The sequence below is a fragment of the Stenotrophomonas sp. 704A1 genome (assembly GCF_030549525.1).
Lineage (GTDB): Bacteria > Pseudomonadota > Gammaproteobacteria > Xanthomonadales > Xanthomonadaceae > Stenotrophomonas > Stenotrophomonas tuberculopleuritidis.
The window spans coordinates 368120-387500 of sequence record NZ_CP130831.1 but is presented as its reverse complement, the minus strand read 5'-3'; the positions used below and the strand labels follow the sequence as shown (position 1 = coordinate 387500).

The 19381-nt window shown below is 69.4% G+C and carries 17 protein-coding genes (1 of these 17 only partly in view); 10 read left to right on the top strand and 7 right to left on the bottom strand.

The features are described from left to right. Nucleotides 1-67: the 5' portion of a tyrosine--tRNA ligase gene (tyrS, locus tag Q5Z10_RS01735; protein WP_303637642.1), read on the bottom strand. Its footprint begins 1142 nt before the window's first position; only the first 67 of its 1209 coding nucleotides appear in the window; the start codon lies at nucleotides 65-67; its stop codon lies off the left edge, out of view. 167 nt (nucleotides 68-234) lie between these two features. Between tyrS and Q5Z10_RS01730 the strand changes: the two genes are divergently transcribed. Further along, the gene (locus tag Q5Z10_RS01730; RefSeq protein WP_303637641.1) at nucleotides 235-1707 is read left to right on the top strand and encodes a M23 family metallopeptidase; all 1473 of its coding nucleotides are present in this window, start codon (nucleotides 235-237) and stop codon (nucleotides 1705-1707) included. 65 nt (nucleotides 1708-1772) lie between these two features. Then, nucleotides 1773-2900 carry an anhydro-N-acetylmuramic acid kinase gene (locus Q5Z10_RS01725; protein WP_303637640.1) on the top strand — a complete coding sequence of 376 codons (1128 nt, stop codon included), beginning with the start codon at nucleotides 1773-1775 and terminating at the stop codon, nucleotides 2898-2900. Between the two features lie 106 nt (nucleotides 2901-3006). Here the strand turns inward: Q5Z10_RS01725 and Q5Z10_RS01720 are convergent, their stop codons facing one another. The 3 genes from Q5Z10_RS01720 to Q5Z10_RS01710 all read right to left on the bottom strand — a co-directional run bounded on the left by Q5Z10_RS01720 (nucleotide 3007) and on the right by Q5Z10_RS01710 (nucleotide 5416). Then, a complete protein-coding gene (locus Q5Z10_RS01720; protein WP_303637639.1) occupies nucleotides 3007-3237 on the bottom strand; it encodes a hypothetical protein in 231 nt (76 codons plus the stop codon). Between the two features lie 77 nt (nucleotides 3238-3314). Further along, entirely contained in the window at nucleotides 3315-4619 is a 1305-nt protein-coding gene (locus tag Q5Z10_RS01715) for an AmpG family muropeptide MFS transporter (protein WP_303637638.1), read from the bottom strand. Further along, nucleotides 4616-5416 carry an exodeoxyribonuclease III gene (locus Q5Z10_RS01710; RefSeq protein WP_303637637.1) on the bottom strand — a complete coding sequence of 267 codons (801 nt, stop codon included), beginning with the start codon at nucleotides 5414-5416 and terminating at the stop codon, nucleotides 4616-4618. Before Q5Z10_RS01710 ends, Q5Z10_RS01715 begins: the two co-directional genes overlap by 4 nt. A gap of 163 nt (nucleotides 5417-5579) precedes the next feature. Here Q5Z10_RS01710 and pyrE point away from each other — a divergent pair, with 163 nt between their 5' ends. The 8 genes from pyrE to Q5Z10_RS01670 all read left to right on the top strand — a co-directional run bounded on the left by pyrE (nucleotide 5580) and on the right by Q5Z10_RS01670 (nucleotide 15034). Next, nucleotides 5580-6239 carry an orotate phosphoribosyltransferase gene (gene pyrE / locus Q5Z10_RS01705; RefSeq protein WP_303637636.1) on the top strand — a complete coding sequence of 220 codons (660 nt, stop codon included), beginning with the start codon at nucleotides 5580-5582 and terminating at the stop codon, nucleotides 6237-6239. Nucleotides 6240-6257: 18 nt separating this feature from the next. Further along, nucleotides 6258-6923, top strand: coding sequence for a hypothetical protein (locus tag Q5Z10_RS01700; protein ID WP_303637635.1), 666 nt, complete (start codon nucleotides 6258-6260; stop codon nucleotides 6921-6923). A gap of 172 nt (nucleotides 6924-7095) precedes the next feature. Then, nucleotides 7096-7188, top strand: coding sequence for a potassium-transporting ATPase subunit F (locus Q5Z10_RS01695; protein ID WP_005407770.1), 93 nt, complete (start codon nucleotides 7096-7098; stop codon nucleotides 7186-7188). Between the two features lie 12 nt (nucleotides 7189-7200). After that, the gene (gene kdpA / locus Q5Z10_RS01690; RefSeq protein WP_303637634.1) at nucleotides 7201-8910 is read left to right on the top strand and encodes a potassium-transporting ATPase subunit KdpA; all 1710 of its coding nucleotides are present in this window, start codon (nucleotides 7201-7203) and stop codon (nucleotides 8908-8910) included. Nucleotides 8911-8920: 10 nt separating this feature from the next. Beyond that, the gene (gene kdpB / locus Q5Z10_RS01685; RefSeq protein ID WP_303637633.1) at nucleotides 8921-10981 is read left to right on the top strand and encodes a potassium-transporting ATPase subunit KdpB; all 2061 of its coding nucleotides are present in this window, start codon (nucleotides 8921-8923) and stop codon (nucleotides 10979-10981) included. Continuing rightward, the gene (kdpC, locus tag Q5Z10_RS01680) at nucleotides 10978-11628 is read left to right on the top strand and encodes a potassium-transporting ATPase subunit KdpC (RefSeq protein WP_303637632.1); all 651 of its coding nucleotides are present in this window, start codon (nucleotides 10978-10980) and stop codon (nucleotides 11626-11628) included. The genes kdpB and kdpC overlap by 4 nt, the downstream gene beginning before the upstream one ends. Before the next feature lie 51 nt (nucleotides 11629-11679). Then, nucleotides 11680-14340: an ATP-binding protein gene (locus tag Q5Z10_RS01675; protein WP_303637631.1), complete on the top strand. Its 2661-nt coding sequence runs from the start codon at nucleotides 11680-11682 to the stop codon at nucleotides 14338-14340. Next, on the top strand, nucleotides 14321-15034 hold the full coding sequence (locus tag Q5Z10_RS01670) for a response regulator transcription factor (RefSeq protein WP_303637630.1): 714 nt from the start codon (nucleotides 14321-14323) through the stop codon (nucleotides 15032-15034). Before Q5Z10_RS01675 ends, Q5Z10_RS01670 begins: the two co-directional genes overlap by 20 nt. A 47-nt stretch (nucleotides 15035-15081) precedes the next feature. On the opposite strand, the gene Q5Z10_RS01665 is transcribed toward Q5Z10_RS01670, so the two are convergent. Genes Q5Z10_RS01665 through coaBC form a run of 3 tightly spaced genes read right to left on the bottom strand, consistent with a single transcriptional unit; the run spans nucleotide 15082 to nucleotide 19217 of the window. Continuing rightward, entirely contained in the window at nucleotides 15082-17427 is a 2346-nt protein-coding gene (locus Q5Z10_RS01665; protein ID WP_303637629.1) for a phosphomannomutase/phosphoglucomutase, read from the bottom strand. A gap of 12 nt (nucleotides 17428-17439) precedes the next feature. Next, nucleotides 17440-17901, bottom strand: a complete 462-nt coding sequence (dut, locus tag Q5Z10_RS01660; protein WP_303637628.1) for a dUTP diphosphatase — start codon at nucleotides 17899-17901, stop codon at nucleotides 17440-17442. Nucleotides 17902-17924: 23 nt separating this feature from the next. After that, nucleotides 17925-19217 carry a bifunctional phosphopantothenoylcysteine decarboxylase/phosphopantothenate--cysteine ligase CoaBC gene (gene coaBC, locus Q5Z10_RS01655; RefSeq protein WP_303637627.1) on the bottom strand — a complete coding sequence of 431 codons (1293 nt, stop codon included), beginning with the start codon at nucleotides 19215-19217 and terminating at the stop codon, nucleotides 17925-17927. Nucleotides 19218-19381 lie beyond the last annotated feature (164 nt).

The window sequence follows — 19381 nt, the reverse complement described above, 5'->3', positions numbered from 1 at the left end:
CCTCGAGCTTGAGGATCTCGTCGGCACCACGGCCGATCAGGGCAAGGGCTTCTTCAATCGAGGACACGTGACTACTCCCGGCAACGCCGTTTCTTATGTGGGGTGTTAAAGCGAAGTTAACCCGATCGGCTTCACAAAAGCCAATAGGCACAAGGGTTTGACGCCAATTTGTTAGGTGTCTATGTTACCGGCGTTTAGGCCCGCGTTCCCGGGTCAGCCAGAGACCAACATCTGATGCTCAATTCCGATCAAGGCCGCGCACGCAAGCAGCGCTTCCAGGAACGACTCCACGTCCTGCACGACAACGCCCTGCACCGGAAGCTCAGGCAACACCTTCCTGCCGCCTTCAATGAACGCTGGACGCGGCGCCATTGGGTGCACGCCAGCCTGTTCGCCACCATCGGCGCGCTGGTGGCGACGATCGTGCCCGGCTTCTCGCACACCATCGACGCCCCCTATGCCGACAGCCACACCAGCCTGGCCCTGCCGCTGCCGCCGCTGGCCCTGGCCCGCCAGCAGCAGATCCCCGGCGACAGCTGGCAGGTGCTGCGGGTGCAGCGCGGACAGACGCTGAGCGATCTGTTCGACAAGGCCGGCATCTCCGCGACCACCCTGCACCGCGTGCTGGACCACCCGGGCGCGCGCGAGGCGCTGACCAAGCTGCGCCCCGGGGCCGAGATCGCGTTCGACCTGCCGCTGTCCGGCGAACTGCGCAGCATCCGCTTCGACCGCGATGCCGACAACCGGGTGGAACTGAGCCTGACCGCCGACGACATCAAGGAGAAGGTGACCCGGCGCGAGACCTCCACGCGGACGGTGGTCACCAGTGGCGAGATCACCAGCTCGCTGTACGCAGCGGCGCGCCGGGCCGGGCTGTCGCCGTCGGCGATCGCGACGATGACCGACGACATCTTCAAGTACGACATCGACTTCTCGAAGGACCTGCAGCCGGGCGACCGCTTCAGCGTGGTGATGGACGAGACCTGGCGCGAAGGCGAGAAGGTCGATACCAGCAAGATCCTGGCAGCGACCTTCACCACCGGCGGCAAGACCTACTCCGGCTTCCGCTTCGACCGCAACGGCAAGTCCGAGTATTACGACATCAACGGCCGCTCGCTGAAGAAGAGCTTCATCCGCATGCCGATCCCGTTCGCACGGCTGAGCTCGACCTTCGGCGCGCGCAAGCACCCGGTGCTGGGCAAGATGCGCATGCACAAGGGCGTGGACTACGCCGCGCGCACCGGCACCCCGATCATGGCCGCCGGCGATGCCCGCGTGCAGTTCGCCGGCGTGCAGCGCGGCTACGGCAACGTGGTGATCCTCGACCATGGCCGCGGCCACACCACCCTGTACGGCCACATGTCGCGTTTTGCGAACATCCGGACCGGCCAGCGCGTGGCGCAGGGCACGGTGATCGGCTATGTCGGCTCCACCGGCCTGGCCACCGGCCCCCACCTGCACTACGAATTCCGCGTCAACGGCGAGCACCGCAACCCGCTGACGGTGACCATGCCGCCGCCGGAACCGCTGAAGGGTGCCGAGCTGGTCGCCTTCCGCGCGCAGACCGCGCCGGCGATGGCGCGCATCCAGGGCATGGAAAAGCTGATCTACGCCGACGCCAGCCCGGCGCCGACCGGCCGCGACGAGGCCGCCGCCGAGGTGGCCAGCACCAAGGACAAGCAGGCGACCGGCCGCAAGCGCGGCTGAGCCCCTGCGTTGACGAGGAAGGACGCGGCAGCCCAAGCTTGCCGCGTCCTTTTTTTATGCCCGCCATGAACACGACTGCCGACGTTGACGCCCCCCTGTACCTTGGCCTGATGTCGGGCACCAGCGCCGACGGCATCGATGCCGCGCTGGTGCAGTTCCCCGGCAGCGGTGGCTGCCGCTTCGTGCACGGCCTGACCGCCCGCTGGGAGCCGGTGCTGCGCGCGCGGCTGGTGGCGCTGGGCGAAGGCGGACCGCTGGACTCGCTGGAGGAACTGGGCGAACTGGACGCGCGGATCGCGATCCACTTCGCCGAGGCCGCCAACCAGCTGCTGGCCGAGGCCGGTGTGGACCGCAGCCAGGTGCGCGCGATCGGCTCGCACGGGCAGACCGTGCGCCACCGCCCGCTGGCCGACCCGGCGTTCACGGTGCAGCTGGGCGATGGCAACCGGATCGCCGAGCTGACCGGGATCACCACCGTCTGCGACTTCCGCCGCCGCGACGTGGCGGCCGGGGGCCAGGGCGCGCCGCTGATGCCGGCCTTCCACCTGGGCATGCTCGGTACCGCCGAAGAAGACCGCGCGGTTCTGAACCTGGGCGGCATCGCCAACCTGACCCTGATTCCCCGCCAGGGCAGCGTGCGCGGCTTCGATACCGGCCCGGCCAACGCGCTGATGGACGCCTGGTGCCAGCGCCATACCAGCCGCACCTTCGACGCCGACGGCGCCTATGCGGCCAGTGGCGCGGTGGATGACAGCTTGTTGGCGGCGTGGCGTTCGGACCCCTGGTTTGCGCTGCCGCCGCCGAAGAGCACCGGGCGCGAGCAGTTCCACCTGCCGTGGGCCGAAGCGCACATGGCGGCCGGCCAGTACACAGCCGCCGACGTGCAGGCCACCCTGCTGGAACTGACGGCGGCAACGGTGGCCGACGCAGTGCTGGCCCAGCAGCCGGACACCCGACGGGTGCTGGTATGCGGCGGTGGCGTGCGCAACGCGCAGCTGATGCGGCGGCTGGCGGCGCGGCTGCCCGGCGTGGTGGTGGAGTCGAGCGCGCTGCACGGGCTGGACCCGGAGTATGTGGAGGCGATGGGGTTTGCCTGGCTGGCGCAGCGGACGATGGACGGGCTGGCCGGCAACCTGCCGAGCGTGACCGGGGCGAAGGGGCCGCGGATCCTGGGAGCGATCCATCTGGCCTGAGCGGGGCTACATCCGCCGGGCATGGCCCGGCGCTACCCCGTCGACAGCATCCCGGTAGCGCCGGGCCATGCCCGGCGGACAGGTATCGCGGCGACCGGGCGTCAGGTCAGTCGAAGCCCTGCCCTGCGGGCAAGGCCTGCAGGGCAGCGATGGCATCGGACAGCGCGTCCACTTCCGGATCGCCGAAGCCGGAGCGGACTTCCAGCTCGCTGCTGTACAGGCCCTGCTCGAGCAATGCCGCACAGGTCTGTTCGTGGGTCCAGCCGCGGGCGGCAGCCACCCGCTTGATGCGTTCCAGCAGCAACGGGTCCAGGTCCCGCAGCATTACGTCGGCCATGCTCCCCTCCCCGTTCGCAAGGCACCGCCCCCACGGCGCGTCCGGGCGATGATCCCGCAGTCCGGGCGGGCAGGCAATCAGGCCGCCGCGGACGGTCCACGGTCGAGGATGCGCGGCCACAGCCAGGCCAGCAGCAGCAGGGTCGGCACCACCGTGACCGCGCTGAGCATGAAGAAGGTGCTGTACGACGTTGCCTCCACGAGGTAGCCGGAGACGCCGCCGACGAACTTGCCCGGCAGGTTCGCCAGCGACACCAGCAGGGCGTACTGGGTGGCGGTGAAGTTGCGGTCGGTCAGTGACGACATGAAGGCCACCAGCACCGTACCGGCGAAGCCCTGGAACAGGTTGTCGGCACTGAGCGCGGCGTAGAACGCCCACAGCTGGCCCGGGTGGTGCGCCATCAGCAGGAAAGCCAGGTTCGACAGGGCCACGCCCAGCGCCGCCACCAGCAGCATCCGCCGGAAGCCGAACGCCGCCACCGCGATTCCGCCGAGGAAGGCGCCGCCAATGCCCATCCACACGCCGAACAACTTGGACACGGTGGCGATGTCGGCCTTGTCGAAGCCCGAATCCAGATAGAACGGGCCGGCCATGACCCCGATCACCTGGTCGGGGAACTTGAACAGGCCCACGAAGGCCAACAGCCCCAGCGCCAAGGCGATGCCGTTGCGGCTGAAGAAGCTGGTGATCGGCTGTACGAAGGCTTCGGCCACGTCGATGCGGCGCTGCACCGCGTTGGCCGGGCGATCGGGTTCACGGCAGAACAGCGTGGCCAGGATCGGCAGCAGCATCAGCCCGGCCATGGCCAGGTAGGCCACGATCCAGCCTTCGAACTGGGCCAGGTACAGGGCGCCGGCACCGGCCAGGATCAGACCGATGCGGTAGCCCAGCGTATAGGTGGCGGCCAGCGCGGCCTGCGCGGTCTGCGGGGCGATTTCGATGCGGTAGGCATCGACCACTGAATCCTGGGTGGCGCCGGCGAAAGACGCGGCCAGCACCCAGCCCACCAGCGGCCACACCCCCTGTTCGGGACGCACGAAGGCCAGCGCCACCAGGCCGGCCAGCACCGCCACCTGGGACACCAGCAGCCAGGAACGGCGGCGGCCGAGCCTGCCCAGCAGCGGAAACGCGTAACGGTCCAGCAGCGGGGCCCACACGAACTTGAGCAGGTAGAAGAAGCTGGCCAGGCTGATCAGGCCGATGCTGCCGAGATCCAGGCCGACATCGCGCAGGCGGGTCGACAGGGTCTGCGAGGCGATCAGCAGGAACGGCAGGCCGCTGCCGAAGCCGAGCAGCGCCATGGTCAACGCCGACGGCGTGCCGAAGGCGCGCTTGATGCCGGCCCAGCCCTTGTAGCTGGGCGCCGCCGCGGCCTCACTCACAGGTCGTAGTCCACGATGAACGGGGCGTGGTCGGAGAAGCGCTGGTCGCGGTAGATCGAGCAGCCGCGCAGGCGGTCACGCAGGCCCGGGGTGATGAACTGGTAGTCGATGCGCCAACCGACGTTGTTGGCGCGGGCGGCGCCACGGTTGCTCCACCAGGTGTAGTCCTCGCCGGTGGGGTTGAGCAGGCGGTAGGCGTCGGCCCAGCCGCGGCCGGCGGCGACATCGGTGGCCTGGCCGTGGTCGGCGCACAGGGCATTGAGCCAGTCGCGCTCTTCCGGCAGGCAGCCGGAGTTCTTCTGGTTGGACTTCCAGTTCTTGATGTCCAGCGCCGAACGCACGATGTTCCAGTCGCCGCACAGCACGTAGTCGCGGCCGCTGCGCGCCCACTCCTCGAGGATCGGCCGCAGCCATTCCATCACTTCGAACTTGAAGCCCTGGCGCAGATCACCGGAGCTGCCGGACGGAATATAGAAGGACACCACGCTGAGGTTGCCGTAGCGCGCCTCGATGTAGCGGCCTTCGTCGTCGAACGGGGCCCAGCCCAGCGAGGTGATGACCTGGTCCGGCTCGCGCCTGCTGTAGATCGCCACACCGCTGTAGCCCTTCTTGGTGATGGCGTCGCGGTAGAAGCAGTGGTGCCCGTCCGGGCGGAACATCGGGTCGGTCAGCTGGTCTTCCTGGGCCTTTGTCTCCTGGATGCAGAGGACGTCGGCATCCTGAGCCCGGAACCAGTCAAGGAAGCCCTTGGTGGCGGCCGAACGGATGCCATTGGCGTTGAAGCTGATGATGCGCATGCGGAAGAACCTACGGCGGGAAACCGGGCAAGCATACCGGTTGGCTGCCGGGCTGCGCAGTCCGCCCGGCGGGCCCGGGCGGTGCCCGTGAAGGCGCCGGACGAGCGCGGAAAGCCCAGCTGGATTAGGATTTGCGCTCCAAATGAAGATGAATCGAGTTTTGATGAGCGACCACCGTCACCGTTTCCTGCAGCTGGCCCTGACTGCCGACGCCCTGCGCTTTGGCCAGTTCACCCTCAAGTCCGGCCGGCTGAGCCCCTATTTCTTCAATGCCGGTCGTTTCGACTCCGGATCCCTGCTGTCGCAGCTGGGCGCGTGCTATTCCGATGCCATCGACGCCAGCGGGATCAAGTACGACGTGGTGTTCGGCCCGGCGTACAAGGGCATCCCGCTGGCCACCGCGATGGCCTGTGAGCTGGCCCAGCGCGGCCGCGACCTGCCGTTGTCGTTCAACCGCAAGGAGGTGAAGGACCACGGCGAAGGCGGCCAGCTGATTGGCGCCGACATGACCGGCAAGCGCGTGCTGATCGTCGACGACGTGATCACCGCCGGTACCGCGATCCGCGAGGCCCTGTCGATCATCCGCGCCGCCGGTGGCATTCCGGCTGGCATCGTGGTGGCCCTGGACCGCCAGGAAATCGCCTCGGACAGCGACCACCGCTCGGCGGCCCAGGCCGTGGCCGAGGAATCCGGGATTCCGGTGATCGCCGTGGCGACGCTGGCCGACCTGCTTGATTTCGCCTCCGGAAATCCGGAACTTGTGGGCTACCGGCAGCCGCTGGAGGCCTATCGCGCCCAGTACGGTGTCCGTTCCACACGCTGACCCCAGGGGAAAGGTCGCATGTTCCGAGTTCCTGCCATCGTTGCCGCCGGCCTGTTGCTGGCACTCCCGGCCGCGCTGCTGGCGCAGCCGCGCGGCAAGGCCGCTGCGGAGAAGAAGCTGTACTGCTGGAACGAGGGCAAGGAGCGGATCTGCAGCGATGCGCTGCCGGCCGATGCGGTGAACAACGCGCGCGAAGAGTTCAATGCGCGCAGTGGCGTGCGCAATGCCCAGGTGCAGCGCGCGTTGACCGACGAGGAACGCGCTGCCGCCAGTACGGCGGCGGCGCAGGCCCAGCTGGACCAGATGGCCGAGCAGACCCGGCAGCGCACCGAACAGGCGATGCTGACCACCTACAGCGACGAGGATGCGCTGCGGCGGGTGTTCGCCGAGCGCCAGGAAGTGCTCGACAACAACCTCAAGACCGCCCAGTACAACGTCGCCAGCCTGCGCGACTCGCTGGTGGCGCTGCTCGCGGCCGCCGGTGACCGCGAACTGGCGGGCGCCAAGGTGGCCGCAAAGCAGGCCACGGCCATCCGCCAGCGCCATGCACAGCTGCAGTCGCAGCAGCGGCTGCTGGCCAGTTTCGAGCAGCAGCAGCAGGCGCTGAAGTTCGAGATCGACAACAGCCTGCAGCGCTATCGCCAGTTGAAAGGCCTGGCGCCGCCTGCCGCCCCGGCGGGCTGAGCGCCGCATCGCGGCGGACCGGCCCGGCCACGCCCGGCGCCTGGTTACGGCAGCGGGCCAGGAATTTATGCACTTTTTACGTGCCGGCCAGCTCCGGCACGTAGTGCGTTTATGCGTGGCAGGATGACGATGGCGGCCTGAGGTGGAGGGGTTCCACCAGGTCTCACATTCCATGTCCCCCTGGCTGTCGTTGTTGTGTGGCGTGCTGGTGCTGGTTGCCGCCGCCTATCTTCTGTATGTCGTGCTGCGGCCCGAGTCGTTCTGAACGGAGCCTGCCATGACTGAAATTCTTGCCATTCTTGCCGCCAGCCTGCTGCTGGCATGGCCGCTGGGCCTGTACCTGGCGCGGGTGATGCGCGGCACGCCGATGAAGGTCGACGTGCTGTTCCACTGGATCGAGAAGCCGCTGTACAGGATCCTCGGCGTCGATCCCGCGCGCTCGATGTCCTGGCGCGGCTACGTGCTGGCCTTCGTGCTCAGCAACGTGGTGGTCGCGGTGCTGACCCAGGCCGTGTTCATGACCCAAGCGTGGTTGCCGCTGAATCCGGACCAGATCCCGAACATGCGCTGGGACACCGCGCTGCACACGATGATCTCGTTCCTGACCAACACCAACCAGCAGCACTATTCGGGACAGGCGCAGCTGTCCTACTTCTCGCAGATGACCGGCATCACCGGCCTGCAGGTGGTGACGCCGATGATGGGCCTGGCACTGGCGGTGGCCACCCTGCGTGCGCTGTTCTCGCCTGCGCCGCAGGCCGCTGCGGCCACCGGTAGCGGCGACGACCGCCAGGTGGCGGTGGGCAACTACTACGCAGACGTGGTCCGCCTGTGCGTGCGCTTCCTGTTGCCGTTGTGCCTGGTGTGGACGCTGCTGCTGACCAGCCAGGGGGTTCCCTCGACGCTGGCCGGCGGCCCGCAGGCGACGCCGATCGATGCCGCCGCAGGCATGGCCCAGCAGAAGCTGCCGCTGGGCCCGGTGGCGGCGATGGTCGCAGCCAAGCAGCTGGGCGCCAATGGCGGCGGCTGGTACGGCCCGAACAGCAGCTTCCCGCTGGAAAACCCGACCCCGGTGTCGAACATGCTGGAAGTGATCGGCATCCTGCTGGTACCGATGGCGGTGATCTTCATGATCGGCGCATTCACCGGCCGCCGCCGCTTCGGCGCCCTGGTGTTCAGCTGCATGCTCGGCATGTCGCTGCTGTCCACCGGCGCGATGGTGTGGAGCGAGGGCCACAGTGCCAGCGCGGCCACGCCGTTGTTGATGGAGGGCAAGGAAGTACGCTTCGGGGCCGATGCCACCGTGCTGTGGGCGGCGGTGACCACCCAGGTGTCCAACGGTTCGGTGAACGGCATGCATGATTCGCTGAGCCCGCTCTCCGGTGGCCTGGCGATGGTCAACATGCTGGTCAGTGCCATCTGGGGCGGCATCGGCTGCGGCCTGCAGCAGTTCATCGTCTACCTGCTGCTGGGTGTCTTCCTTGCCGGCCTGATGACCGGGCGCACGCCGGAACTGTTCGGCCGCAAGCTGGAGACGCCGCAGGTGCGCCTGCTGGCCCTGCTGGTGCTGCTGCAGCCGATCACGCTGCTGCTGTTCACCGCGATCACCCTGGCCGTGCCCGGCCTGGCCGGCACCTCCAACCCGGGCTTCCATGGCATCAGCCAGGTCTTCTACGAATACGTTTCGGCCTATGCCAACAACGGCTCGGGCTTCGAGGGCCTGGGCGATGCCACCCCGTGGTGGAACCTGAGCTGTTCTCTGGTGCTGTTGCTGGGCCGCTTCCCGCTGCTGGTGATTCCGCTGGTGGTGGCCGCGCAGCTGGCCGCCAAGCGGCAGGCACCGGAATCGGCGGGCAGCCTGCAGATCGAAACCCCGACCTTCGCCCTGACCCTGGTCTCGGTGATCGTCATCCTTACCGTGCTGCAGTTCATGCCGGCGCTGGTGCTCGGCCCGATCGCCGACCACCTGAGCCTGGGACTGCACTGAGGACACCCCCATGAGTAGTCACGCAACCGCACATCGTTCCTCTTCCGTGGTTTCCCGCCCCGCCCTGCTGGATGCCGCCGGCCTGCGCCGTGCGCTGTTCGAGGCGGTGCGCAAGCTGTCACCGATGCACCTGGTGCGCAGCCCGGTGATGGCCGTGGTCATGGCCGGCACCCTGGTCGCCGCGCTCATCACCCTGAGCGGCAATGCACCGCTTGGCTTCGGCCTGGCGGTGACCGCGATCCTGCTGGTCACGGTGCTGTTCGGCAACTTCGCCGAGGCGGTGGCCGAAGCCCGCGGCCGCGGCCAGGCCGCCTCGCTGCGGCGTGCCCGCCAGGACCTGGTGGCACGCCGGTTGGCGGCGCCGCAGGCAGGCGCGGTGGAAACCCAAGTGCCGGCGGCCGAACTGCGCCCCGGCGACCATGTGATCGTCAGCGCCGGCGAGCTGGTGCCGGCCGATGGCGAGATCGTGCAGGGCCTGGCCACCATCAACGAAGCAGCGGTGACCGGCGAATCGGCGCCGGTGCTGCGCGAAGCCGGCACCGACCGCTCGGGGGTGATCGGTGGCACCAAGGTGCTGTCCGACCAGATCATCGTGCGGGTGACCGCCGAGCCGGGCCACAGTTTCCTGGACCGGATGATCGCGCTGGTGGAAGGCGCCAACCGCCAGAAGACCCCCAACGAGATCGCACTGACCCTGCTGCTGGCGGCGATGACGCTGACCTTCCTGGTGGTGGTGGCGACGCTGCCGGCGATCGGCGCGGCGGTGGGCGTGGCGGTCGATCCGCTGCTGCTGATCGCGCTGCTGGTGTGCCTGATTCCGACCACCATCGGCGGCCTGCTGCCGGCCATCGGCATCGCCGGCATGAACCGGGCGCTGGCGGCCAATGTGCTGGCCAAGTCGGGCAAAGCGGTGGAAGTGGCGGGCGACGTCGACGTACTCCTGCTCGACAAGACCGGCACCATCACCTACGGCGACCGCCAGGCCAGCCATTTCCACGCGCTGGCCGGGATCGATGCCGAGCAGCTGCGTGAAGCCTCGTTGCTGTCGTCGCTGGCCGACCCGACCCCGGAGGGCAAGTCGATCGTGCGCCTGGCCCGCGAGCAGGGCTGCACCACGCCCGAACCGGACCACGCCGAGTACCTGGCCTTCAGCGCGCAGACCCGCATGTCCGGTGTCGATCTGGCGCACGGTCGTCAGATCCGCAAGGGGGCGGCTGATGCCATCCGTGCCCACGTGCAGGCGCTTGGCGGCAACGTGCCGGCCGAGCTGGCCGGCCGCGTGGATCAGGTCGCCCGCAATGGCGCCACCCCGCTGGTGGTGGCCGAGGGTCGCCACGTGCTGGGTGTCATCGAGCTGTCCGACGTGGTCAAGCACGGCATGCGCGAGAAGTTCGCGCAGCTGCGTGCGATGGGCATCCGCACGGTGATGATCACCGGCGACAATCCACTGACCGCGGCGGCGATCGCGGCCGAGGCCGGCGTCGACGACTACATCGCCGAAGCGCGGCCGGAAGACAAGCTGGCACGTATCCGCGCCGAGCAGGCCGGTGGTCGGCTGGTGGCGATGGTAGGCGATGGCACCAACGATGCACCGGCGCTGGCCCAGGCCGACATCGGCCTGGCGATGAACTCCGGCACGCAGGCGGCCAAGGAGGCCGGCAACATGGTCGATCTGGATTCGGATCCGGCCAAGCTGCTGGCGGTGGTGGAAGTGGGCAAGCAGCAGCTGATCACCCGCGGCGCGCTGACCACCTTCTCGCTGGCCAACGACGTGTCCAAGTACTTCGCGATCCTGCCGGCGCTGTTTGCCGCCACGGTGCCGGCGATGGCCGCGCTGAACGTGATGCAGCTGTCGAGCCCGCGCAATGCGGTGCTGGCCGCGCTGATCTTCAACGCCCTGGTGATTCCCGCGCTGATTCCGCTGGCGCTGCGCGGCGTGCGCTTCCGTCCGGCCACCGCAACGGCGCTGCTGCGCCGGAACATGCTGGTGTACGGCCTCGGTGGCGTACTGCTGCCCTTTGCTGCGATCAAGGCGATCGACCTTCTTCTTGTCCTGGTATTCGGCGCATGAACCGTCCCCTGTCCCCCTCCTCCTCCCTGCCGCGCGAACAGCAGGCCACTGCCGCCGTGTCCAGCCTGCAGGACGACGCCCGCTGGCGCCCGGCGATCGGGCTGGGCCTGGCGACCCTGCTGCTGGCCGGTGCGGTCTATGCCGGCATCGCCACCGGCTTCGCCGGCCTGTCCTTCCCGACCCAGGCCGAGGGCAGCGTGCTGCGCGATGGCAGCGGCCAGGTGCGCGCCTCGGCGTGGCTGGCACAGCCGTTCGTCGGCGATGGCTACTTCCAGGCACGGCCGTCGGCGGCCGGCTACGACCCGATGGCCGCGGCCGGCTCCAACCTGGCGCGCAGCAACCCGGCACTGGCCGAGCGCGTGGCCGCCGCCACCGCGGCGGTGGCCGCGCGCGAAGGGGTCAGCCCGGCGCAGGTCCCCGCCGATCTGGTCACCCAGTCCGGCGGTGGACTGGATCCGCAGTTGACGCCTGCGGCAGCGCAGCTGCAGGTGGCGCGCGTGGCGCGTGCGCGTGGCCTGCCGGTGCAACGCGTGCAGGCGCTGGTCCAGGCCCACACATCGGGACGCCAGTGGGGCCTGTTCGGCCAGCCACGGGTGAATGTGGTGACGCTGAACTTCGCCCTGGACCACGCGGCTGCAGCGCCATGATGCCGGCCCGCCCCGACAGCGCGCACAATGGTGGCCATGACAGCGGCCCCCATGACTGACCTGCGGACCCGCCAGGCTGATGCGCTGGCGGAAGGACTGCAACGCGAGGCAGGCGGCAAGCTGACCGTGTTCCTCGGCGCGGCGCCCGGCGTGGGCAAGACCTACGCCATGCTCACCCGTGCCCAGGAACAGCTGCGGCGAGGCGTGGACCTGGTGGTGGGGCTGGTGGAAACCCACGGCCGTGCCGACACCCAGGCCCTGCTGGAGGGCCTGCCGCAGGTGCCGCTGAAGGACGTGGCCTACCACGGCCATACCCTGCTGGAGATGGACCTGGATGCCGTGCTGGTGCGGCACCCGGCGCTGGTGCTGGTGGATGAGCTGGCCCATCGCAACGCACCGGGCAGCCGCCACGAGCGGCGCTGGCAGGACGTGATGGAACTGCTCGATGCCGGCATCGACGTCTGGACCACGGTCAACATCCAGCACCTGGAAAGCCTCAACGACGTGGTGATGCGCATCACCGGCGTACGCGTGAGCGAAACCGTGCCCGACGTCGTGCTCGATCGCCTGCACGACATCGTGCTGGTCGACCTGCCGCCACGCGAGCTGATCGCGCGCCTGCAGCAGGGCAAGGTCTACGTGCCCGAACAGGCGGCGCAGGCGCTGCAGGCGTTCTTCTCGCCGGCCAACCTGACCGCGCTGCGCGAGCTGGCGATGCAGGAGGCGGCCGACCGCGTCGACAGCAGCCTGCGCGAAGCACGCGCCGCACGCGGCGAAAGCAACCTGCCACTGCGCCGCGGCGTGCTGGTGGCGATCGATGGCGGCGGCCAGAGCGAGTACCTGGTGCGGGTGGCGCGGCGCATCGCCGAACGCCGCGACGCGCCCTGGACGGTGGTGACCGTACAGGGGCGACGCCAGGACGAAGCGACCCGGCGCGAGATCGATGCTGCCTTCGCGCTGGCGCGGCGGCTCGGTGGCGATGCCGAGCTGCTGCATGGTTCAAGCATTGCCGATGCCCTGCTCGACCACGCCGCGCACAACGGCGTGTCGACCCTGGTGCTGGGCCGGACCCGCGAGCGCCCGCTGGCGCGCATGTTCAACCGTACCCTGACCCAGCAGCTGATCCAGCGCGGCGCGCACTACGAGATCACCATCATCAGCACGCCGCAGGCGCGTGCACGCGCGCGCCGCGAAGGCCTGCTGCCGCCGATGCGCGGCATCAGCCACGAACCTCTGCAGGCGCTGCTCGCCACCGCACTGGCCTGTGCGGTGGCGTGGCTGGTGGAACGCTGGGTCGGCATGGCCGACCTGTCGATGGTGTTCATCGTGGCGGTGGTGCTGGTCGCCGCGCGCACCCGTGCCAGCGTCGCGGTGATGGCGGCGATCCTGTGCTTCCTGGCCTACAACTTCCTGTTCATCGCACCGCGCTTCACCTTCGCCATCGGCGCGCGCCAGGGCGTGATCACCGTGTTCCTGTTCCTGGCCGCCGCACTGGTGGCCGGCCGCCTGGCCTCGCGCCTGCGCATGCAGGTGGTGGCCCTGCGTGCCGCCAACCGCCATGCACGCGCGCGCCAGCAGCTGGGCCGGCAGCTGGCCAGCGCTGCCGGCAACGGCGAGGTGGCGCAGGCGGGTCGGCACGCACTGGAACAGGCCATGGACGTGCCGGCGTGGCTGCGGATCGGCGCCGACACCGCCGCCGGAGGCCGCAGCCTGCCGGGCGATACCGATCTGGCCGCCGCCGACTGGGCGCTGCGCCACGGCCAGCCCAGCGGCCGCTTCACCGATACCCTGGCCGGCGCGCAATGGTGGTTCCTGCCGCTGCTGGACGGCGATGATCGGGCGATCGGCGTGGCCGGCCTGTACCTGCCCGATGCACAGGCCCGGCTGCTGCCGGAGCAGCGCCAGCTGGCCGAGGCGATGGTCGATGACATCGCCCAGGCCGCGCTGCGCACGCGGCTGGTGGCCGAGCTGGAACAGGCGCACGTGAGCAACGAGACCGAACGCCTGCGCTCGGCGCTGCTCTCTTCGGTATCGCATGACCTGCGCTCGCCGCTGGCGGCGATGATCGGTTCGGCCGACAGCCTGGCCAGCTATGGCGGGGCGATGGACGTGGCCGATCGCCGCGCGTTGCTGGACACCATCCTGGTCGAAGGCGAGCGCCTGGACCGCTACATCCAGAACCTGCTGGACATGACCCGGCTCGGCCATGAGGGCCTGAAGATCAACCGCGACTGGATCGGCGTGGACGAGCTGATCGGTTCGGCCGCACGCCGCCTGCAGCGCTACCAGCCGAAGGTGCAGCTGCAGCTGGACATCCCGGCCACGCTGGCACCGATCTGGGTGCACCCGGCACTGGTCGAGCAGGCGGTGTTCAACGTGATGGAGAACGCCGCCAAGTTCTCCCCGCCCGATGCTGCCGTGCAGGTGCAGGCGCGCGAACTGGACGGCCAGCTGCGCATCGACGTGATCGATGCCGGCCCGGGCATTCCCGATGACGAGCGCGCACGCATCTTCGACATGTTCTACAGCGTCGAGCGCGGCGATCGTGGCCGCCACGGCACCGGCCTGGGCCTGACCATCTGCCAGGGCATGATCGGCGCGCACGGCGGCAGCGTGCAGGCGCTGCCCGGACGCGACGGTCGCGGTACCCTGATCCGCATCACCCTGCCCCTGCTCAAGCCGACCGCCCACGATGAGCCCGATCCAGACTGAGGCCAGTGCGCCCGCGCCGCGCGTACTGGTGATCGATGATGAAACCCAGATCCGCCGCTTCCTGGACATCAGCCTGCGCGCGCAGGGCTACCAGGTGCGGCAGGCGGCCAGCGGCCAGGAAGGGCTGCAGATGGCGGCCAGCGAAGACATGGACCTGGTGATCCTGGACATCGGCCTGCCGGACATGGAAGGCCACGAGGTGCTGGAGCAGCTGCGGCAGTGGAGCCAGGTGCCGGTGATCATGCTGACCGTGCGTGCCGGCGAAACGGAGAAGGTGCGCGCATTGGACAACGGCGCCAACGACTACGTGACCAAGCCGTTCGGCACCCAGGAACTGATGGCGCGGGTGCGGGCATTGCTGCGCACGCGCAGCGTGCCGGCCGATGGCACGCCGCCACTGTTCGACGATGGCCACCTGCACGTGGACCTGGTGCGTCGCGAAGTCGCGCTGGACGGGCAACCCGTGGCGCTGACCCGCAAGGAATACGCGCTGCTGTCACTGCTGCTGCGCAATGCCGGACGGGTGGTGACCCAGCCGCAGATCCTGCAGGAAATCTGGGGCCCGACCCACCAGCACGACACCCACTACCTGCGCATCCTGGTCGGAAAGCTGCGGCACAAGCTGGGCGATTCGGCGCTGGATTCGCGCTACCTGTTCACCGAACCGGGCGTGGGACTGCGCTTCAAGGGGTGAGGGGTGCCGACCCACGGTCGGCACCCACCCTGCGCGGGTGCACCGTCTCAGAACCCCAACGGGGTGTCGCCCAGCACCGGCTGCAGCTGGCTGCGGAACAGCGACTGGATGCGCTCCAGTGCCGCGTCGTCGACGCCTTCGAAGCGCAGCACCAGTACCGGCGTGGTATTCGAGGCACGGACCAGGCCCCAGCCATCGGGGAAGTCCACGCGCAGGCCATCGATGGTCGACAGGCGACCGCCCACGTAGGGGTTGTCCGGCGACTGCGCCGCCGCCACCAGCATCGCCACCAGCGCGTGCGGCGTGCCCTCCGCCACCGGCACCTTCAGTTCCGGCGTGGATACCCGTTCCGGCAGCTCGGCCAGCACCTCGTCCGGACTCTCTTCGCGCTGCGCCAGGATTTCCAGCAGGCGTGCGGCGGCATACAGACCGTCATCGAAACCGAACCAGCGCTCCTTGAAGAAGAAGTGGCCGCTCATCTCACCGGCCAGCTCGGCATCGGTCTCGCGCATCTTCGCCTTCATCAGCGAATGGCCCGTCTTCCACATCAGCGGGCTGCCGCCATTGCGCAGCACGTGGTCGGACAGGGTGCCGGTGCACTTCACGTCGTAGATCACCATCGCGCCCGGGTTGCGCATCAGCACGTCGGCCGCGAACAGCATCAGCAGGCGATCGGCGTAGATGATCCGGCCCTGCCCGGTCACCACGCCGAGGCGGTCGCCATCGCCGTCGAAGGCCACGCCAAGGTCGGCGCCGAAACGCTTGACCGTCTGCACCAGGTCCTGCAGGTTGGCCGGCTCGCTGGGATCGGGATGGTGGTTGGGGAAACTGCCGTCGACATCGCAGTACAGCGGGATGACCTCGGCGCCGATGGCCTCCAGCAGCTGCGGTGCGAATGCCCCGGCCACGCCGTTGCCGGCGTCGGCCACCACTTTCAGCGGACGGTCCAGCTGCACGTCATCGGCGATGCGCTGGATGTAGTCCGCCGCAACCTCGCGCTGCTGGTAGTCACCCGGTTCGGCGGCCTGCACCAGGCGGCCTTCGGTGATGCGCCGGTAAAGATCGGTGATCGCATCGCCGGACAGCGTTTCACCGCCGATGACCACCTTGAAGCCGTTGTAGTCCGGCGGGTTGTGGCTGCCGGTCACCGCGACGCAGGTACCGGTACGCAGGTGGAACGAGGCGAAGTACACCAGCGGCGTCGGCGCCAGGCCGATGTCGATCACCGTGCAGCCGGCACGCCGCAGGCCCTCGGCCAGGCCTGCGGACAGTTCCGGACCGGACAGGCGGCCGTCGCGGCCGATCACCACCTCACGCAGCCCCTGTTCCAGTGCGACGGTGCCGATCGCCTGGCCGATCAGCGCCGCAGTCCTCGCGGTCAGTTCGCTGCCGACCACGCCACGGATGTCGTAGGCGCGGAAGATGCCTGCGGCCAGCTCGTCGGCCGGAACCGGCGGCGGCGGCGGCGGCGTGCTGGCGGCGGCGGCATCGGCCACCGCCGGGGGAGCCATCTGCAGGCTTTCGCGCAGGGTCGGCCCGTGGTCGGTCTCTGCGGCGGCGCTGCGGCGGCTCGGCAGCGGCAGTGCGTTGGGCAGGCGCCCGCGGCCCACCACCAGCAGCACGGCGATGAACGCCAGCAGCAGGGCGACGATCGCGCAGGCCAGTGCCCCCAGCCCCAGCGGGCCGGGTTCCACGTTGGGTACGCTGGCGGTCAGCCGCAGCGGCGTGCCGGGCACCGGGCGCGCCAGCGCTTCGGCGCTCTCGGACAGGCGCGCGTCGCCGTGGGCAATGATGTTGTGCGCCCCCTGGCGCAGGGCCAGGAAGCCGGTATCCGGGACACGCACCTGGTCCAGCGGCGAGGTCAGGCGCAGCAACGGCTGGCGCACGTAGACCACCGCCGGCCCCACGCCGGCCAGCTGCACCGGCGCCGCCAGGCCGAGGCGGTTGCCGCCGCCGTCGCGGACCACGCGCAGGGAAGGCCTGGCGTCGGACAACGCCGATTCGAGCAGTGCCAGGCGTGCATAGCCGAAGGCCGCTGCGTCGGCATAGCCGGTCGCCAGGTCAGCCGCCAGCACGTCCACCTGCTCGACACCGGTCCAGCTTTCGCGCAGCGCCAGTGCGGCACCGGCGGCATCGCCCGCCTGCAGCGCCTGCTGCACGCGGTCGCCCTTCAGGTGCTGCTGCAACTGCTGCAGCTGGCCACTGGCAGCCTGCTGCAGGCCCTGCACGGCCTGGTCACGCGCCTGTTCCAGGGCCTCCCCGCTGGCCGCCTGCCGCCACTGCTGTACCGCGCTCCAGCCGAACCAGCCGGCCAGCAGCACCAGCAGTACGCCCAGCAATGGCGCACTCCGTCCCAACGATCGTTCCCGCCGTGCTTCCGCGTTGCCGCTCATCGATGTCCCCTGTCAACGCACCCCGGTATGGCCGAATCCACCCGTTCCCCGCACGCTGTCGGTGAAAGTATCCACCACCTGCAGGCTGACGCGTGCAATCGGCACGATCACCAGCTGGGCGATGCGATCACCCGGCTCCACGGTGAAGGCCTCGCGGCCCCGGTTCCACACGCTGATCAGCAGCGGCCCCTGGTAGTCCGCATCGATCAGGCCGGTGCCGTTGCCCAGCACGATGCCATGGCGATGGCCCAGCCCCGAGCGCGGCAGGATCACCGCACACAGGTTCGGATCGGCGATGTGGATGGCCAGGCCGCTGGGCACCAGCGCGGTATCCCCCGGCTGCAGGGTCAGCGCGGTTTCCAGCGCGGCCCGCAGGTCCATGCCCGCGCTGGCCTCGGTCGCGTAGGCCGGCAACGGCCAGCTGTCGCCGAAACGCGGGTCGAGCAGCTTGACCTGCAACGGTTGGGTCGTCATTGCCTGGGTTGCGCCCGCCTGGGTCATGCCTGAAGCCTCCGCGCGATCAGCGCCAGCAGTTGTTCGGCCAGCTCACGCTTGGAGGTGGCCGGGAAGACCTGTTCGCCGTCCTGCCAGAAGGCCGTGGCGGCGTTGTTGTCGCTTTCAAAACCGCCGCCACTGATGCCCACCTGGTTGGCGATCACCAGATCCAGGCGCTTGTCCACCAGCTTGCCGCGCGCGTACTTCTCCACGTCGTGGGTTTCGGCCGCGAAACCCACCACCAGCTTCAGCGACTGCGTCTGTGCCGCCACCTCGGCCAGGATGTCCGGCGTGCGCACCAGTTCGATCACCAGCGATTGGCTGTCGGCGGTCTTCTTCAGCTTCTGCGCGGCCACCTGGCGCGGCGTGTAATCGGACACCGCCGCAGCCCCGATGTAGATGTCGGCCGGAAGTGCCTGCAGCACGGCGTCGCGCATCTGCGCAGCCGAACGCACGTCGATGCGCTGCACGCCGGCGGGGGTCGGCAGCTGCACCGGGCCACTGACCAGCACGACCTGCGCACCAAGCGCCGCTGCGGCAGCAGCCAGGGCAAAGCCCATTTTGCCGCTGCTGCGGTTGCCGACGTAACGCACCGGGTCGATGTCCTCATACGTCGGCCCGGCACTGATCAGCAGGCGCAGGCCCTGCAGGGCGCGGGTTTCCGGCGCGGGGGCGGGGCCGTTGGCCGCGCCGCCGGCGGCTGCCAGCGCGGCGACGATGTCAGCCGGCTCGGCAAGCCGCCCCGGGCCGGACTCGCCTTCGGCCAGCGGTCCATCGACCGGGCCGATGACCTGCGCCCCGCGCTCGCGCAGCAGGGCGATGTTGGCCTGGGTCGCCGGATGCAGCCACATGCGGTGGTTCATCGCCGGGCAGACCGTGAGCGGCGCGGTGCTGGCCAGGCACAGGGTGCTGACCAGGTCGTCAGCGTGGCCCTGGGCCAGGCGCGCCAGCAGGTCGGCCGTGCCCGGCGCCACGACGATGCGGTCTGCCCAGCGCGCCAGTTCGATGTGACCCATGGCCTGCTCGGCAGCGCTGTCCCACAGGGTGGTGCGGGTCGGCTGCCCCGACAGCGCCTGGAAACTGAGCGGGGTGACGAACTGCTGGGCGCCAGCGGTCATCGCCACCTGCACCTGCGCGCCGGCATCACGCAGCCGCCGTACCAGCTCCAGGGCCTTGTAAGCCGCGATCCCGCCGCCCACGCACAGCAGCAGTTTCTGGCCTTCCAGCGCGCGGCGCGGCGCGGGGGAAGCGTTGGGGAAGTCAGCCACCTGGAATTCCTGTGCAAACGAGGGCATTAGCTTACCCGAAGGCCGGCAATTCCCCGGTGTACACAGCACATAGCGCGCGGCTATCAGTACATGGAGTGGCCTGACATGGCTTTCCGGCATTGGCGCATGCCGATTCGGATCTTTCCTATACCTCTGGCCGCCCCCGGTTTGCAGAATCGTCGCTGGCATGC

What these genes read in the sequence shown, in the direction of transcription:
- Q5Z10_RS01730 (WP_303637641.1), top strand. Translation starts at nt 235, where the DNA reads ATGCTCAATTCCGATCAAGGCCGCGCACGCAAGCAGCGCTTCCAGGAA.
- Q5Z10_RS01725 (WP_303637640.1), top strand. Translation starts at nt 1,773, where the DNA reads ATGAACACGACTGCCGACGTTGACGCCCCCCTGTACCTTGGCCTGATG.
- Q5Z10_RS01720 (WP_303637639.1), bottom strand. Translation starts at nt 3,237, where the DNA reads ATGGCCGACGTAATGCTGCGGGACCTGGACCCGTTGCTGCTGGAACGC.
- Q5Z10_RS01710 (WP_303637637.1), bottom strand. Translation starts at nt 5,416, where the DNA reads ATGCGCATCATCAGCTTCAACGCCAATGGCATCCGTTCGGCCGCCACC.
- pyrE (WP_303637636.1), top strand. Translation starts at nt 5,580, where the DNA reads ATGAGCGACCACCGTCACCGTTTCCTGCAGCTGGCCCTGACTGCCGAC.
- Q5Z10_RS01700 (WP_303637635.1), top strand. Translation starts at nt 6,258, where the DNA reads ATGTTCCGAGTTCCTGCCATCGTTGCCGCCGGCCTGTTGCTGGCACTC.
- Q5Z10_RS01695 (WP_005407770.1), top strand. Translation starts at nt 7,096, where the DNA reads ATGTCCCCCTGGCTGTCGTTGTTGTGTGGCGTGCTGGTGCTGGTTGCC.
- kdpA (WP_303637634.1), top strand. Translation starts at nt 7,201, where the DNA reads ATGACTGAAATTCTTGCCATTCTTGCCGCCAGCCTGCTGCTGGCATGG.
- kdpB (WP_303637633.1), top strand. Translation starts at nt 8,921, where the DNA reads ATGAGTAGTCACGCAACCGCACATCGTTCCTCTTCCGTGGTTTCCCGC.
- kdpC (WP_303637632.1), top strand. Translation starts at nt 10,978, where the DNA reads ATGAACCGTCCCCTGTCCCCCTCCTCCTCCCTGCCGCGCGAACAGCAG.
- Q5Z10_RS01675 (WP_303637631.1), top strand. Translation starts at nt 11,680, where the DNA reads ATGACTGACCTGCGGACCCGCCAGGCTGATGCGCTGGCGGAAGGACTG.
- Q5Z10_RS01670 (WP_303637630.1), top strand. Translation starts at nt 14,321, where the DNA reads ATGAGCCCGATCCAGACTGAGGCCAGTGCGCCCGCGCCGCGCGTACTG.
- Q5Z10_RS01665 (WP_303637629.1), bottom strand. Translation starts at nt 17,427, where the DNA reads ATGAGCGGCAACGCGGAAGCACGGCGGGAACGATCGTTGGGACGGAGT.
- dut (WP_303637628.1), bottom strand. Translation starts at nt 17,901, where the DNA reads ATGACGACCCAACCGTTGCAGGTCAAGCTGCTCGACCCGCGTTTCGGC.
- coaBC (WP_303637627.1), bottom strand. Translation starts at nt 19,217, where the DNA reads ATGCCCTCGTTTGCACAGGAATTCCAGGTGGCTGACTTCCCCAACGCT.